The 13,640-nt window shown below is 62.9% G+C and carries 12 protein-coding genes and 3 rRNA genes; 12 read left to right on the top strand and 3 right to left on the bottom strand.

What is annotated here, in order from left to right:
• The 3 genes from AC0Z2B_RS17245 to rrf (AC0Z2B_RS17235) form a co-directional block, all read left to right on the top strand.
• Positions 1 to 224: ribosomal RNA gene (locus AC0Z2B_RS17245) — 23S ribosomal RNA — on the top strand; the annotation flags it as partial.
• 144 nt (positions 225 to 368) lie between these two features.
• Positions 369 to 484: ribosomal RNA gene (gene rrf / locus AC0Z2B_RS17240) — 5S ribosomal RNA — on the top strand.
• A 113-nt stretch (positions 485 to 597) separates the two neighbouring features.
• Positions 598 to 713, top strand: a 5S ribosomal RNA gene (gene rrf / locus AC0Z2B_RS17235).
• A gap of 543 nt (positions 714 to 1,256) precedes the next feature.
• Here the strand turns inward: rrf (AC0Z2B_RS17235) and AC0Z2B_RS17230 are convergent.
• On the bottom strand, positions 1,257 to 2,681 hold the full coding sequence (locus AC0Z2B_RS17230) for an aspartate ammonia-lyase (RefSeq protein ID WP_416421770.1): 1,425 nt from the start codon (positions 2,679 to 2,681) through the stop codon (positions 1,257 to 1,259).
• A gap of 168 nt (positions 2,682 to 2,849) precedes the next feature.
• Between AC0Z2B_RS17230 and AC0Z2B_RS17225 the strand changes: the two genes are divergently transcribed.
• The 6 genes from AC0Z2B_RS17225 to AC0Z2B_RS17200 all read left to right on the top strand — a co-directional run bounded on the left by AC0Z2B_RS17225 (position 2,850) and on the right by AC0Z2B_RS17200 (position 6,889).
• Positions 2,850 to 3,764 carry a LysR substrate-binding domain-containing protein gene (locus AC0Z2B_RS17225; RefSeq protein WP_476298217.1) on the top strand — a complete coding sequence of 305 codons (915 nt, stop codon included), beginning with the start codon at positions 2,850 to 2,852 and terminating at the stop codon, positions 3,762 to 3,764.
• Positions 3,765 to 3,844: 80 nt separating this feature from the next.
• Positions 3,845 to 4,021 carry a hypothetical protein gene (locus AC0Z2B_RS17220; RefSeq protein WP_476298216.1) on the top strand — a complete coding sequence of 59 codons (177 nt, stop codon included), beginning with the start codon at positions 3,845 to 3,847 and terminating at the stop codon, positions 4,019 to 4,021.
• A 328-nt stretch (positions 4,022 to 4,349) separates the two neighbouring features.
• Entirely contained in the window at positions 4,350 to 4,841 is a 492-nt protein-coding gene (gene purE, locus AC0Z2B_RS17215; RefSeq protein ID WP_416421773.1) for a 5-(carboxyamino)imidazole ribonucleotide mutase, read from the top strand.
• A 9-nt stretch (positions 4,842 to 4,850) separates the two neighbouring features.
• On the top strand, positions 4,851 to 5,933 hold the full coding sequence (locus AC0Z2B_RS17210) for a 5-(carboxyamino)imidazole ribonucleotide synthase (protein ID WP_476298214.1): 1,083 nt from the start codon (positions 4,851 to 4,853) through the stop codon (positions 5,931 to 5,933).
• Positions 5,934 to 6,024: 91 nt separating this feature from the next.
• A complete protein-coding gene (locus tag AC0Z2B_RS17205; RefSeq protein WP_416427510.1) occupies positions 6,025 to 6,273 on the top strand; it encodes a GlsB/YeaQ/YmgE family stress response membrane protein in 249 nt (82 codons plus the stop codon).
• Positions 6,274 to 6,349: 76 nt separating this feature from the next.
• Entirely contained in the window at positions 6,350 to 6,889 is a 540-nt protein-coding gene (locus tag AC0Z2B_RS17200; RefSeq protein ID WP_476298212.1) for a DUF3299 domain-containing protein, read from the top strand.
• A gap of 80 nt (positions 6,890 to 6,969) precedes the next feature.
• Here the strand turns inward: AC0Z2B_RS17200 and AC0Z2B_RS17195 are convergent, their stop codons facing one another.
• Positions 6,970 to 7,869, bottom strand: a complete 900-nt coding sequence (locus AC0Z2B_RS17195) for a D-hexose-6-phosphate mutarotase (protein ID WP_416421775.1) — start codon at positions 7,867 to 7,869, stop codon at positions 6,970 to 6,972.
• A gap of 69 nt (positions 7,870 to 7,938) precedes the next feature.
• The gene (locus AC0Z2B_RS17190; protein WP_476298210.1) at positions 7,939 to 8,340 is read right to left on the bottom strand and encodes an acyl-CoA thioesterase; all 402 of its coding nucleotides are present in this window, start codon (positions 8,338 to 8,340) and stop codon (positions 7,939 to 7,941) included.
• 366 nt (positions 8,341 to 8,706) lie between these two features.
• Here AC0Z2B_RS17190 and AC0Z2B_RS17185 point away from each other — a divergent pair, with 366 nt between their 5' ends.
• The 3 genes from AC0Z2B_RS17185 (at position 8,707) to AC0Z2B_RS17175 (ending at position 13,636) form a co-directional block, all read left to right on the top strand.
• A complete protein-coding gene (locus tag AC0Z2B_RS17185; protein ID WP_416421776.1) occupies positions 8,707 to 9,996 on the top strand; it encodes an MFS transporter in 1,290 nt (429 codons plus the stop codon).
• Positions 9,997 to 10,224: 228 nt separating this feature from the next.
• Positions 10,225 to 11,211 (top strand): phosphate ABC transporter substrate-binding protein PstS, encoded by a 987-nt coding sequence (locus tag AC0Z2B_RS17180; protein WP_416421777.1) that lies wholly within the window; start codon positions 10,225 to 10,227, stop codon positions 11,209 to 11,211.
• A 391-nt stretch (positions 11,212 to 11,602) separates the two neighbouring features.
• Positions 11,603 to 13,636, top strand: coding sequence for an ABC transporter permease subunit (locus tag AC0Z2B_RS17175; protein WP_476298221.1), 2,034 nt, complete (start codon positions 11,603 to 11,605; stop codon positions 13,634 to 13,636).
• Positions 13,637 to 13,640: the final 4 nt, after the last annotated feature.

The following is a 13,640-nucleotide window of genomic DNA, read 5'->3' as shown; positions in this document are numbered from 1 at the left end:
CTCTGGTGTTCCGGTTGTCACGCCAGTGGCATTGCCGGGTAGCTATGTTCGGAAAAGATAACCGCTGAAAGCATCTAAGCGGGAAACTTGCCTCAAGATGAGATCTCACTGGAACCTTGAGTTCCCTAAAGGGCCGTCGAAGACTACGACGTTGATAGGTTGGGTGTGTAAGCGCTGTGAGGCGTTGAGCTAACCAATACTAATTGCCCGTGAGGCTTGACCATATAACACCCAAGCAATTTGCGTCGAACAGACCAGATTGCGGTGTTGTGAAGATGATACGAACCGAAAGTTTGCTGATTCACAAATACCATCACATACCCGATTCGCTGGAATGCCACCCAAAGGGCATCCTGGCTACAGAATTTCTTGACGACCATAGAGCATTGGAACCACCTGATCCCATCCCGAACTCAGCAGTGAAACGATGCATCGCCGATGGTAGTGTGGGGTTTCCCCATGTGAGAGTAGGTCATCGTCAAGATTAAATTCCGAAACCCCCATCTGCGAAGGCAGGTGGGGGTTTTGTCTTTTAGTAGAAGCTCCATCATTTTCGGCTGGCACGTCACTGCGGTGACGGATCGGCACACAGAGTTTCTTGACGACCATAGAGCATTGGAACCACCTGATCCCATCCCGAACTCAGCAGTGAAACGATGCATCGCCGATGGTAGTGTGGGGTTTCCCCATGTGAGAGTAGGTCATCGTCAAGATTGAATTCCGAAACCCCCGTCTGCTAGCGCAGGCGGGGGTTTTGTCGTTATGGCCTGCGCAATGCCTGACATCCCATAGTCCCCGGACGCAGCCTTCGGCAGCTACGGGGTACGCGACACCTGTAGCAGCGGCCGCAGGCCGCGTCATGGGCCATGCGCAATGCCTGACACCCCATAGGTCTCGGACGCAGCCTTCGGCAGCTGCTACGGGGTACGCGGCACCTGTAGCAGCGGCCGCAGGCCGCGTCATGGGCCATGCGCAATGCCTGACACCCCATAGGTCTCGGACGCAGCCTTCGGCAGCTGCTACGGGGTACACGGCACCTGTAGCAGCGGCCGCAGGCCGCGTCATGGACCGCGCGCAATGCCTGACACCCCATAGGCCCCGGACGCAGCCTTCGACACCTGTACTAGCCGCCCCATTCCTTACCCAAACGCCAGGCAAAAAAAAGGGCCCGCGGGACAAGCCCGGGGCCCTCAAAAGGTGAGAGGTGTCTAGTCCCTCGACCTGGTGAGCGGTGTAGCAGCGCGTGGTGGTGAAGGTCAGGCCTTCAGCGGCACCAGGCGTGGAGCAATCATGTTTTCTGGGCGCAGGATGTCTTCCAGGCTGGCTTCGTCCAGCAGGCCTTCCTCACGCACCAGTTCCAGTACGCCGCGGCCGGTTTCCAGCGCGATGCGGGCGATACGGGTGGCGTTCTCGTAGCCGATGTACGGGTTCAGCGCAGTAACCAGGCCGATCGAGTGCTCGACCAGTTCGCGGCAGCGCTTTTCGTTGGCAGTGATGCCGACGATGCAGTGCTCGCGCAGCATGTCCATGGCGCGTTGCAGCAGGCGGATCGAGTCGAAGATCTTGTAGGCGATCAGCGGCTCCATCACGTTCAGCTGCAGCTGGCCACCTTCGGCGGCGATGGTCAGGGCCAGGTCGTTGCCCATGATTTCGAAGGCACACATGTTCACGGCCTCCGGGATCACCGGGTTGACCTTGCCTGGCATGATCGAGCTGCCTGGCTGACGCGCTGGCAGGTTGATCTCGTTGATGCCGGTACGCGGGCCGCTGGACAGCAGGCGCAGGTCGTTGCAGATCTTCGACAGCTTCACCGCGGTGCGCTTGAGCATGCCGGAGAACAGCACGAAGGCACCCATGTCGGAGGTGGCTTCGATCAGGTCGGCAGCCGGTACCAGCGGCTGGCCGCTGATGGTAGCCAGGCGCGAGACGGCCAGGGCCTGGTAGCGCGGGTCGGCGTTGATGCCGGTGCCGATGGCGGTACCGCCCAGGTTGACTTCGGTCAGCAGCTCCGGCGCCAGGCTGCGCAGACGGTTGAGGTCTTCGGTCAGCGTGGTGGCGAACGCGTGGAATTCCTGGCCCAGGGTCATCGGTACCGCGTCCTGCAGCTGGGTACGGCCCATCTTCAGTACGTGGGAGAACTCCTGGCCCTTGGCCGAGAAGGCCTGGATGAGGCTGTCGAGGCTGGCCAGCAAGGCGTCGTGACCCAGCAGCAGACCCAGGCGGATCGCGGTGGGGTAGGCGTCGTTGGTCGACTGCGCCATGTTCACGTCGTTGTTGGGGTGCAGGTACTTGTACTCGCCCTTGCTGTGGCCCATGGCCTCCAGCGCGATGTTGGCGATGACTTCGTTGGCATTCATGTTGGTCGAAGTGCCAGCGCCGCCTTGAATCATGTCCACCACGAACTGCTCGTGGAAGTCACCGCGGATCAGGCGAGCACAGGCTTCGCTGATGGCGGCGTGCTTGGCATCGCTGAGGTGGCCCAGCTCGCGGTTGGCGTCGGCAGCGGCCTGTTTGACCATGGCCAGGCCCACGACCAGCTTGGGGTAGTGCGAGATCGGAACGCCCGAGAGGCGGAAGTTGGTAACCGCTCGCAGGGTCTGGATGCCGTAGTACGCTTCAGCGGGGACTTCGAGAACGCCAAGCAGGTCTTTTTCGATGCGCGGTGATGCAGCGGAGGACATGATAGAGATAATCTCAATGTGGACCCGGCATGTGCCGGAACGCTGCCAATGCTAGGCTTGTGACCAATCGTCGGCCAATGCTGTTAGACACTGCCCTATGCATAAACGGCATAATAGGTCGTGTGACGCATCAGTCGTCCAGAACGTAAGGCGCCCCGGAGGTCGCTGATGAATCTTGAGAGTAAATGGCTGGAGGACTTCAGTGCCCTGGCCGCCACCCGCAGCTTTTCCCAGGCTGCGGAGCGCCGTTTTGTCACGCAGCCCGCGTTCAGCCGCAGGATCCGCAGCCTTGAGGCTGCCCTGGGGCTGCAATTGGTCAACCGCTCGCGCACGCCTATCGAGCTGACGGCGGCCGGCCAACTGTTCCTGGTGACCGCGAGAACCGTGGTGGAACAATTGGGCGAAGTCTTGCGTCATTTGCATCACTTGGAAGGCGGGCAGGGCGAGGTCATGCAGGTGGCTGCCGCCCACTCCCTGGCTTTGGGCTTCTTCCCCAGTTGGATCGCGCAGCTGCGTAATGAAGGCCTGAACATCGCCACCCGGCTGGTGGCCACCAACGTCGGTGACGCCGTGCACGCCCTGCGCGAAGGTGGCTGCGACCTGATGCTGGCCTTCTATGACCCGGACGCCGCGTTGCAGATGGACGCCGAGATTTTCCCGTCGCTGCACCTGGGGCACACCGAAATGATCCCGGTCTGCGCCGTGGGGCCGGACGGCAAGCCGCTGTACGATCTGGAACACGACATCAGCTTCCCGCTATTAGGCTACAGCGCCGGCGCCTTCCTGGGCCGCTCGGTGAACCTGCTGCTGCGCCAGCGCAACCTGCGCTACACCACGGTGTATGAGACCGCCATGGCCGATAGCCTCAAGAGCATGGCCCTGGAAGGCCTGGGCATCGCCTGGGTGCCGCACCTGAGCGCCAAGGCCGAGCTCAAGCGTGGCGAGCTGGTAGTGTGCGGCGGGCCGCAGTGGCACGTGCCGCTGGAGATTCGCCTGTACCGCTGCGCACTGGTGAGGAAGGCCAATGTGCGCCTGCTGTGGCGCAAGCTGGAAGGTGGCGCGGCGGGCACTCCCGCCCCTTAGCTGTTGCCCAAGACTGCAGCTACGCAGTTGCGTGGGCTTTTTGGATTACCTGCATCAGGCAGGTTTTAAAGGATGAATGCATGAAAGACTCGCTCTTGTTGTTGATCACGGCCCTGGTTGCATCTTTTCTGGCTTGGATGTTCTGGAGCCATATTGGCCAGGAAGGTTTTGCTTTGCTCAACTTCGTCGTTTTCGTCGGACTTATGGCAGACAATTACCGACTGCGTCGCCAGCTCAAACGCAGCGCCTTAGGGTAAAGCCGCGTCGTCTGCATCGCGACTAAAGTCGGCTCCTGCGCCGTGGCTGGTAGGAGCCGGCCTTGGCCGCGATACAGGCGAGGCGGTCGACGGAGTAGGCACCTTCCTGCAGCAGGCTTCGGGCTTGTCTGGCATTGACTTTAAAGTCAGTAAAACCGCGGTTTTCAGCGCTGATAGAAGGTCTATTTATCCGCGATCTTTGCGGTATACTGCGCGGCCTTCGGTCGGTTTTGCCGGCCATAATTCGCATAACAAGCCACGCCGGTTTTCCTGCGTGGCTTGTTGTTTTTTGACGCGCCTGCGGGCGCCCAAGAGAAGAGGCTCGACGATGAGTGCACTGGTTGGCGTGATCATGGGCTCCAAGTCCGATTGGTCCACCCTTAGCCACACCGCCGATATGCTGGACAAGCTCGGTATTCCGTACGAAGTCACCGTGGTCTCGGCCCACCGTACGCCCGATTTGCTGTTCCAGTATGCCGAGGAAGCGGAAGGCCGCGGAATCGAAGTGATCATCGCCGGTGCCGGTGGCGCTGCCCACCTGCCAGGCATGTGCGCGGCCAAGACCCACCTGCCGGTACTGGGCGTACCGGTGCAGTCCTCCATGCTCTCGGGCGTCGATTCGCTGCTGTCCATCGTGCAGATGCCAGCCGGCGTGCCGGTCGCCACCCTGGCCATCGGCAAGGCCGGCGCGATCAACGCCGCGCTGCTGTCGGCCAGCATCCTGGGCGCCAAGCACCCGCAATTCCACGCCGTGCTCAAGCAATTCCGCACTGAACAGACAGATAGCGTGCTGGAAAATCCAGACCCGCGTCAGGCCTGAGGCTCTTTCATGAAGATCGGTGTTATCGGTGGCGGCCAGCTGGGCCGCATGTTGGCCCTGGCGGGTACGCCGCTGGGTATGAACTTCGCTTTCCTGGACCCGGCGCCGGACGCCTGCGCCGCGCCCCTGGGCGAGCACCTGCGTGCCGACTACGGCGACCAGGACCACTTGCGCCAGCTGGCTGACGAAGTCGACCTGGTGACCTTCGAGTTCGAAAGCGTGCCGGCCGAGACCGTGGCGTTCCTGTCGCAGTTCGTGCCGGTATACCCGAGCGCCAACGCCCTGCGCATCGCCCGCGACCGCTGGTTCGAAAAGAGCATGTTCAAGGACCTGGGCGTGCCGACGCCCACGTTCGCCGACATCCAGTCGCAAGCCGACCTGGACGCCGCCGTGGCCAGCATCGGCCTGCCTGCCGTGCTCAAGACCCGCACCCTGGGTTACGACGGCAAGGGCCAGAAAGTGCTGCGTAGCCAGGCTGACGTCGAAGGTACCTTCGCCGAGCTGGGCAGCGTGCCATGCCTGCTGGAAGGCTTCGTGCTGTTCACCGGCGAAGTGTCGCTGATTGCCGTGCGCGCCCGCGACGGTGAGACCCGCTTCTACCCGCTGGTGCACAACACCCACGACAGCGGCATCCTGCGCCTGTCCGTGGCCAGCACCGACCACCCGTTGCAGGCCCTGGCCGAAGACTACGCCGGCCGCGTGCTCAAGCACCTGGACTACGTGGGCGTGCTGGCTTTCGAGTTCTTCGAAGTGGACGGTGGCCTGAAGGCCAACGAGATCGCCCCGCGCGTGCACAACTCCGGGCACTGGACCATCGAGGGCGCCGAGTGCAGCCAGTTCGAGAACCACCTGCGCGCCGTGGCTGGCCTGCCGCTGGGTTCGACCGCCAAGGTCGGCGAAAGCGCCATGCTCAACTTCATCGGTGAAGTGCCGCCTGTGGATAAGGTCATCGCCATCGACGACTGCCACCTGCATCACTACGGCAAGGCCTTCAAGGCTGGCCGCAAGGTGGGCCACGCCACCCTGCGCAGCGCCGACATGGCTACCCTGCAGCAACAGATCAAGGCAGTCGAAGCCCTGATCGGCGCCTGACAGGGAACCATCCTCCCCGGTGAGCCCTCTGATTGCAGGAAGCCAAAGCGCAACTAGGCTTTGGCTAATGCAGTCAATCAGAGGGTTTCACATGGGCATTATCGGCACCATCTTCATCGGCCTCATCGTTGGCTTGCTGGCACGCTTCCTCAAGCCCGGCGACGACAGCATGGGCTGGATCATGACCATCCTGCTGGGCATTGGCGGCTCCCTGGTAGCCACCTATGGCGGCCAGGCGCTGGGCATCTACCAGGCGGGTCAGGCAGCGGGCTTCATCGGTGCGGTGATCGGCGCGATCGTCCTGCTGGTGATCTACGGCATGATCAAGAAAAACGACTGACAATCGCCCAATGGCCCTCTCCGCTGGCACCTGGAGAGGGCTAGAATGCCCGACTCATTTTGTGTCGAGGCCCTTCATGCGCCGTATTCTTCTTGCCACCTTGCTCGTCTTCAGCGGCCTTGTTCACGCCGCAGAAAAACTCCCGGAAACCGACTGGCTGTCGCTCATGCCCAAGTCGGACCAGAAGGCCCTGGAGGCCATGCCGGAGATCACCCACAATACCCCCGAGGGCGACGGCAACTTCACCCACAAGGGCGGCCTGAAGCAGAGCAAGGGCTTGCCGGCGGTGATGTATTCGACCAAGACCGTGCCCGAGATGGATGGCAAGGACATCCGCATCGGCGGCTACCCCGTGCCCCTGGAGACCGACGCCAAGGGCCGTGCCACGGCGTTCTTCCTGGTGCCGTACCCGGGCGCCTGCATCCACGTGCCGCCACCGCCGCCGAACCAGATGATCCTGATTCGCTACCCCAAGGGCTTGAAGCTGGATGACATCTACACGCCGCTGTGGGCGATCGGCACGCTGAAAGTGGAGAAGGTCAGTAACGATATGGCCGACGCGGCCTACGCGATGGACGCCTCGAAAGTGCGAGTAGTCGTGGAGTCCGACCTCTAACCCGTAGCAGCTGCCGCAGGCTGCGTCCCAGGCACCACGGTCGGGGCCTGACGCCGCCTGCGGCAGCTGCTACGGAGGTGTCAGAGCTTTTCGCTGACTACGGTGACGCCCAGGGTGTGCTCGGCACCTGGCAGCAACACCACCACGTCATCCATCACATTGGCGGTCTCGATGCACAGCATGCGCTGCCAGCCATCATCGGCCATGTCGTCGAGCTTCAGCGCGCGATCGATCCACGGGTTCCAGATGACCGCAGCGTTCGAGCCGCTGCTGGTCAGGCGCACGCGACGCTTCCAGACCGGGTCGACGATGGTCAGCTGCGCCGGCACCTGCTGGTAGATGCGGTCGGTTTCGCCGGCAAAGCGCAGCTCGCTGGCCTGCTCGCGTACCTGCCAGTCTTCCAGGGTCTCGATGTACTTCAGGCCTGCCACGCCTTCCACATGCACGTCGCGCACGTCACTCACGGCGAAGTAGCTGTGCAGCGCCTGGCTGATGGTGACGGGCTCGTCGCCCAGGTTGGTGCTGGTCAGGCTGATGCCCAGGTGGTCGCCCAGCACGATGCTCAGCTTCAACGCCACCTTGTGCGGCCAGCCAGGCAGCTTGCCTTCGGCCTCGGGCAGGGTGAAGTCGATGCGCAGGTTGTCATCGGTGGCGCTGTCGATGCCGTGCAGCTGCCAGTCCATGGCCCGCACCAGGCCGTGGGTGGGCGCGGGCTCGGCCTTGTACATGGCCTGCACCGACTGCGGGTTGCGGGCGAAGATGCCGAACCACGGCCAGCACACCGGCACGCCGGCGCGCACGGGCGTGCCGTGCTTGAATACCGCCTTGTCGTTGAGCCATATCAGCGGCTGTTCGCCATCGCGTTGATAACTGAGGATCTGCGCGCCCTGTTGGGCGACCAGCAGTTCGGCACCGCTGTGGCTGATGCGCCAGCAGTTCAATTCATCCAGTTTGACCGACTCGACCTGGGGGGTAGACATGCGCAGTTCTCGCTTCCAATCCAATAGATATGCAGTTGACCCTGAAACAGCCGCCGAGTTTTCCGGCACTCAGCGCCGCGGCGGTACCGAACGGGTACGCCCGCTGCCGTCGATGGCCACGAACACGAATGCTGCCTCGGTTACCTTGCGCCATTCGCTGGACAGCGGATCGTCGCTCCACACCTCGACCATCATCTGGATCGAGCTGCGGCCGATCTCCAGGGTCTGGGTATAGAAAGACAATTGCGCGCCCACTGCAACGGGTACCAGGAAGGCCATGCGGTCGATGGCCACGGTAGCCACGCGGCCACCGGCGACCTTGCTGGCCATGGCGGTGCCGGCCAGGTCCATCTGCGCGACCAGCCAGCCACCGAAGATATCGCCGAAACCGTTGGTTTCACGGGGCAATGCGGTGATCTGCAAGGCGAGATCGCCTTGTGGGATAGGATCTTCTTGTTCGAGTTCAATCATGCCTGGGGTGCCTCTGACCCAAAAACTCTCAATAGCGTTGGCGTAATACGATGACGCCTCATATAAAACGATTCAGCTTCATACTACGCTGCTTTCGCCGGTAGAGGCGCTCCAAGGGTAACTCTGCGAAATCGGCTACCGCATATAGCGACGTTTTCGCACAAATACCTTGTAACCAAACAGAAAATTCCTACAGACGCGCAGTATATAGCGCGATAACAGTAGCGACGACCTTCCAAGTCTCATTTGGCGCTGGAAAACCACGACCAATGTGCTTTTTCGAGCAATTTGCTATCGTGCCCCACCTGCCAGCCGCAAGCAGCCCTGGTGAGGGTTGCCGTAATGCCTATAAGAGAAGCCATAGACATGACCTCCGTGCCATCGAGTCACGCGCAACCGGCGCGCCCCTTGACCCGCAACGACTACAAGACCTTGTCGCTTTCCGCCCTGGGCGGTGCGCTGGAGTTCTACGATTTCATTATTTTCGTGTTCTTCGCCACCGTGGTGGGCAAATTATTCTTCCCCGCCGATATGCCCGAGTGGCTACGCCTGATGCAGACCTTCGGCATTTTCGCCGCCGGCTACCTGGCACGCCCCCTGGGCGGCATTGTCATGGCGCACTTCGGTGACCTCCTGGGCCGCAAGAAGATGTTCACCCTGAGCATCTTCATGATGGCCGTGCCGACCCTGATCATGGGCCTGCTCCCCACCTACGCGCAGATCGGCCTGTGGGCGCCCATCCTGCTGCTGTTGATGCGCGTCATCCAGGGCGCGGCCATTGGCGGCGAAGTGCCCGGGGCCTGGGTGTTCGTTTCCGAACACGTGCCGGCGCGCCACGTGGGCTACGCCTGCGGCACCCTGACTTCGGGCCTGACGGCGGGCATCCTGCTCGGCTCCCTGGTGGCCACCCTGATCAACAGCCTCTACAGCGCTGCCGAAGTCTCGGACTACGCCTGGCGCATTCCGTTCCTGCTGGGCGGTGTATTCGGCCTGATGTCGGTGTACCTGCGCCGCTGGCTGCACGAAACCCCGGTGTTCGCCGAACTGCAGCAGCGCAAGGCGCTGGCCGAGGAAATTCCCCTGCGCGCGGTGCTGCGCGACCACCGCGGCGCCATCGCCGTGTCGATGTTGCTGACCTGGCTGCTGTCGGCCGGCATCGTGGTGGTGATCCTGATGACCCCCACCGTGCTGCAGACCGTCTACGGCTTCTCGCCTTCGGTGGCGCTGCAGGCCAACAGCCTGGCCATCGTCTTCCTCAGCATCGGCTGCGTGTGCGCCGGCGCCCTGGCCGACCGCCTGGGCGCCGGCCGGGTGTTCGTGGGCGGCAGCCTGGCGCTGCTGGCCAGCTCCTGGGTGTTCTACCACAGCCTGCACGCGCACCCCGAGTGGCTGTTCCCGCTGTACGCGCTGACCGGCCTGTTCGTGGGCACCATCGGCGCCGTGCCCTACGTGATGGTCAAGGCGTTCCCGGCGGTGGTGCGTTTTACCGGGTTGTCGTTCTCCTACAACCTGGCGTACGCCATCTTCGGTGGCCTGACGCCGATGATCGTGACCCTGCTGCTGAAATCCGACCCCATGGGCCCGGCTTATTATGTTGCAGGAATTTGCATGATCGGCCTCTTCGTCGGCCTCTACCTGCTGGCCAAAAAACGCTGAACTTCCCGCAGCAGCGGCCCCCCGCCCGCGTCCCCGGCGCCGCGCAGGTGCAGGCCCGGCGCGTGGGCCCCGGACGCGGCCTAGGGGCCGCTGCTACGGGGGTTGCGCCCTGCAACATGCGGTAATGGCCAGTCATCCGGCTGTCACAATCCGTACATAGAATGTTCATATGGGCTACCGATACTGCGCCCGACCCCATTCGAACAACCTATTTCCAGGACTCACCCCATGACAATCAAGCGTTTGATGGCCGCGATCAGCTTCGTCGCCGCGGGTGCCGTCACCGTCCAGGCCCATGCCGCCGTCGACCCTGCGATTCCTGCCTACGTGAAGACCACCGGCGTCTCGGGCAACCTGTCCAGCGTCGGCTCCGACACCCTGGCCAACCTCATGACCCTGTGGGCCGAGGCGTTCAAGAAGGAATACCCCAACCTGAACATCCAGATCCAGGCGGCCGGCTCGTCCACCGCGCCACCCGCGCTGACCGAGGGCACCGCCAACTTCGGCCCAATGAGCCGTCGCATGAAGGATGTTGAACTGCAGGCCTTCGAACAGAAGTACGGCTACAAGCCCACGGCTATTCCGGTGGCGGTGGATGCCCTGGCGGTGTTCGTGCACAAGGACAACCCCATCGAGCACCTGACCATGGAGCAGGTGGACGCGATTTTCTCCGCCACCCGCCTGTGCGGTGCCAAGGCCGACGTGAAAACCTGGGGTGACCTGGGCGTGACCGGCGACCTGGCCACCAAGCCGGTGCAGTTGTTCGGCCGCAACTCGGTGTCGGGCACCTACGGTTACTTCAAGGAAGAGGCGCTGTGCAAGGGTGACTACAAGCCCAACGTCAACGAGCAGCCCGGCTCGGCCTCGGTGGTGCAGTCCATCAGCAGCTCGCTCAACGGCATCGGCTATTCGGGCATCGGCTACAAGACTGCCAGCGTGAAGACCGTGGCCCTGGCCAAGAAAGGCACCACCAACTTCGTCGAGGACACCGAGGAGAACGCCCTGAACGGCAAATACCCGCTGTCGCGCTTCCTGTTCCTGTACGTCAACAAGGCGCCGAACAAGCCGCTGCCGCCCATGGAGGCCGAATTCGTCAAGCTGGTGCTGTCACAATCCGGTCAGCAAGTCGTGGTAAAAGATGGTTACATCCCGTTACCAGCCAAGGTCGCTGCCAAAGCATTGGCAGATCTGGGGCTGAGTGAAGGCGCAAAGTAAGTAGAATGTCTGGCGGGCCCGTTCTAGAGGGCTCGCTTAACGATTCACCTGGTGTACTGCCCAGCCTGCCTGGGCGGTAGACCTTGTTGCGTCAATTCACTGTCATGTTTCTGTAATACGAGGCCGCTAGGGTGTGCGCATGAATGATCTGGCCAACTCTCCAATGACCCCGCGCAAACCCCCGGAGCGCATTGACTTCAACACCCCGGAGCTGGTGCGCAAGCGCAAGCTGCGGGCGCTCAAGGACCACCTTTCCCGCTGGTTTGTACTGGTGGGCGGCTTGGCCGTGCTCGCGGCCATCACCCTGATTTTCTTCTACCTGGCCTACGTGGTGCTGCCGCTGTTCAAGGGCGCCGAACTGACGGTGAAGGCGCCGATCGCCCCCGCCTGGTTGCAGGACGCCGGCAAGCCGCTGATGATTGCCCTGGAAGAACAGAACCAGGTGGGCATGCGCGTTTCCGATCGCGGCCAGGCGCTGTTCTTTAGCACCCGCGACGGCAGCGAACTCAAGCGCGTGGACCTGCCGTTGCCGCCCGGCGTCACCGTGGCTTCGATCGGCGAAGACCAGCCCGGCAGCTCGCTGGTGATTCTGGGCCTGTCCAACGGCCAGTCGATGATCTTCCGTCACACCTACAAGGTGACGTACCCCGACGGGCACAAGACCATTACCCCGAACATCGAGTTTCCCTACGGCCCGACGCTGCTGACCCTGGACGACCAGGGGCGGGCCCTGGAGCACGTCAACCTCAGCGCCACCGACGACACCCTGATCGTTGCCGGTTCCACCGGGCCGCAGCTGCATGTGCTGTCGTTGACCAAGTCGGAGAACATGCTGACCGGCGACACCGAGACCACCCAGGCCGCCATCGAACTCCCGCAGATGACCGAGCAGGTCAAGGCCATCTTCGTCGACCCGCGCCAGCAGTGGCTGTACGTGATCAATGGCCGCGCCCAGGCCGACGTGTTCAGCCTGCGCGACAAGAGCCTCAATGGCCGCTACAAGCTGTTGGAAGACGCCAACGCCGAAATCACCGCCAGCACCCAGCTGGTGGGCGGCATCTCGCTGATCGTCGGCACCTCCAAGGGCGGCCTGGCGCAGTGGTTCATGGCCCGCGACCCTGATGGCGAGCCGCGCCTCAAGCACATCCGCGACTTCCAGATGGGCAGCGCGCCTATCGTCGATATCACCGCCGAGCAGCGCCGCAAGGGCTTCATCGCCGTCAACGCGGTGGGCCAGCTGGGCGTGTTCCACAGCACCGCGCACCGCACCCTGCTGGTCCAGCAGGTGGCGCAGGGCCCGGGCGTGCTGGCGCTGTCGCCGCGCGCGAACCGCATCATGGTCGAGGAGGGCGGGCGCCTGGTGCCGATGGTCCTGCTCAACCCGCACCCGGAGGTGTCCTGGAGCGCGCTGTGGGAGAAGGTCTGGTATGAAAACTACGACGAGCCCAAGTACGTCTGGCAGTCCACCGCCGCCACGTCGGACTTCGAGCCCAAGCTGAGCCTGTCGCCGCTGACCTTCGGCACCCTGAAGGCGGCGTTCTACGCCATGTTCCTGGCCGCGCCGCTGGCCGTCGCCGCCGCGATCTACACCGCCTATTTCATGGCCCCGGGCCTGCGCCGCAAGGTCAAGCCGGTGATCGAGCTGATGGAGGCCATGCCTACGGTGATCCTCGGCTTCTTCGCCGGGCTGTTCCTGGCGCCGTACCTGGAAGGGCACCTGCCGGGTATCTTCAGCCTGTTGATGCTCACACCCATCGGTATCCTGGTGGCCGGCTTTGCCTGGAGCCGCCTGCCTGAGTCTATTCGCCTGCGGGTGCCCGATGGCTGGGAAAGCGCGATCCTGGTGCCGGTCATCCTGCTGGTGGGCTGGGGCTCGCTGGCCATGAGCCCGCACCTGGAAGCCTGGTTCTTCGGCGGCGACATGCGCCTGTGGATCAGCAACGACCTGGGCATCACCTATGACCAGCGCAACGCCCTGGTGGTGGGCCTGGCCATGGGCTTCGCGGTGATCCCCAACATCTACTCCATTGCCGAGGACGCCGTGTTCAGCGTGCCGCGCAGCCTCACCCTGGGCTCGCTGGCGCTGGGCGCCACGCCCTGGCAGACCCTGACGCGCGTGGTGCTGCTCACCGCCAGCCCGGGTATTTTTTCGGCGCTGATGATCGGCATGGGCCGCGCCGTGGGCGAGACCATGATCGTGCTGATGGCCACCGGCAACACCCCGGTAATGGAGATGAACCTGTTCGAGGGGATGCGCACCCTGGCCGCCAACGTGGCGGTGGAAATGCCCGAGTCGGAGGTGGGTAGCAGCCACTACCGCGTGCTGTTCCTGGCCGCACTGGTGCTGCTGATGTTCACCTTCGTGATGAATACCCTGGCCGAGCTGATTCGCCAGCGTCTTCGCAAGAAATACTCGTCGCTTTAGTAAA

The organism is Pseudomonas sp. GYB4201 (genome assembly GCF_056312595.1).
This window is presented reverse-complemented; position numbering and strand designations above follow the sequence as displayed.

Bases quoted from the DNA above. Each gene is read 5' to 3' on its own strand.
- AC0Z2B_RS17220 (WP_476298216.1), top strand. From the start codon at position 3,845: ATGAAAGACTCGCTCTTGTTGTTGATCACGGCCCTGGTTGCATCTTTT.
- AC0Z2B_RS17190 (WP_476298210.1), bottom strand. From the start codon at position 8,340: ATGATTGAACTCGAACAAGAAGATCCTATCCCACAAGGCGATCTCGCC.
- AC0Z2B_RS17225 (WP_476298217.1), top strand. From the start codon at position 2,850: ATGAATCTTGAGAGTAAATGGCTGGAGGACTTCAGTGCCCTGGCCGCC.
- AC0Z2B_RS17185 (WP_416421776.1), top strand. From the start codon at position 8,707: ATGACCTCCGTGCCATCGAGTCACGCGCAACCGGCGCGCCCCTTGACC.
- AC0Z2B_RS17180 (WP_416421777.1), top strand. From the start codon at position 10,225: ATGACAATCAAGCGTTTGATGGCCGCGATCAGCTTCGTCGCCGCGGGT.
- AC0Z2B_RS17205 (WP_416427510.1), top strand. From the start codon at position 6,025: ATGGGCATTATCGGCACCATCTTCATCGGCCTCATCGTTGGCTTGCTG.
- AC0Z2B_RS17210 (WP_476298214.1), top strand. From the start codon at position 4,851: ATGAAGATCGGTGTTATCGGTGGCGGCCAGCTGGGCCGCATGTTGGCC.
- purE (WP_416421773.1), top strand. From the start codon at position 4,350: ATGAGTGCACTGGTTGGCGTGATCATGGGCTCCAAGTCCGATTGGTCC.
- AC0Z2B_RS17195 (WP_416421775.1), bottom strand. From the start codon at position 7,869: ATGTCTACCCCCCAGGTCGAGTCGGTCAAACTGGATGAATTGAACTGC.
- AC0Z2B_RS17230 (WP_416421770.1), bottom strand. From the start codon at position 2,681: ATGTCCTCCGCTGCATCACCGCGCATCGAAAAAGACCTGCTTGGCGTT.
- AC0Z2B_RS17200 (WP_476298212.1), top strand. From the start codon at position 6,350: ATGCGCCGTATTCTTCTTGCCACCTTGCTCGTCTTCAGCGGCCTTGTT.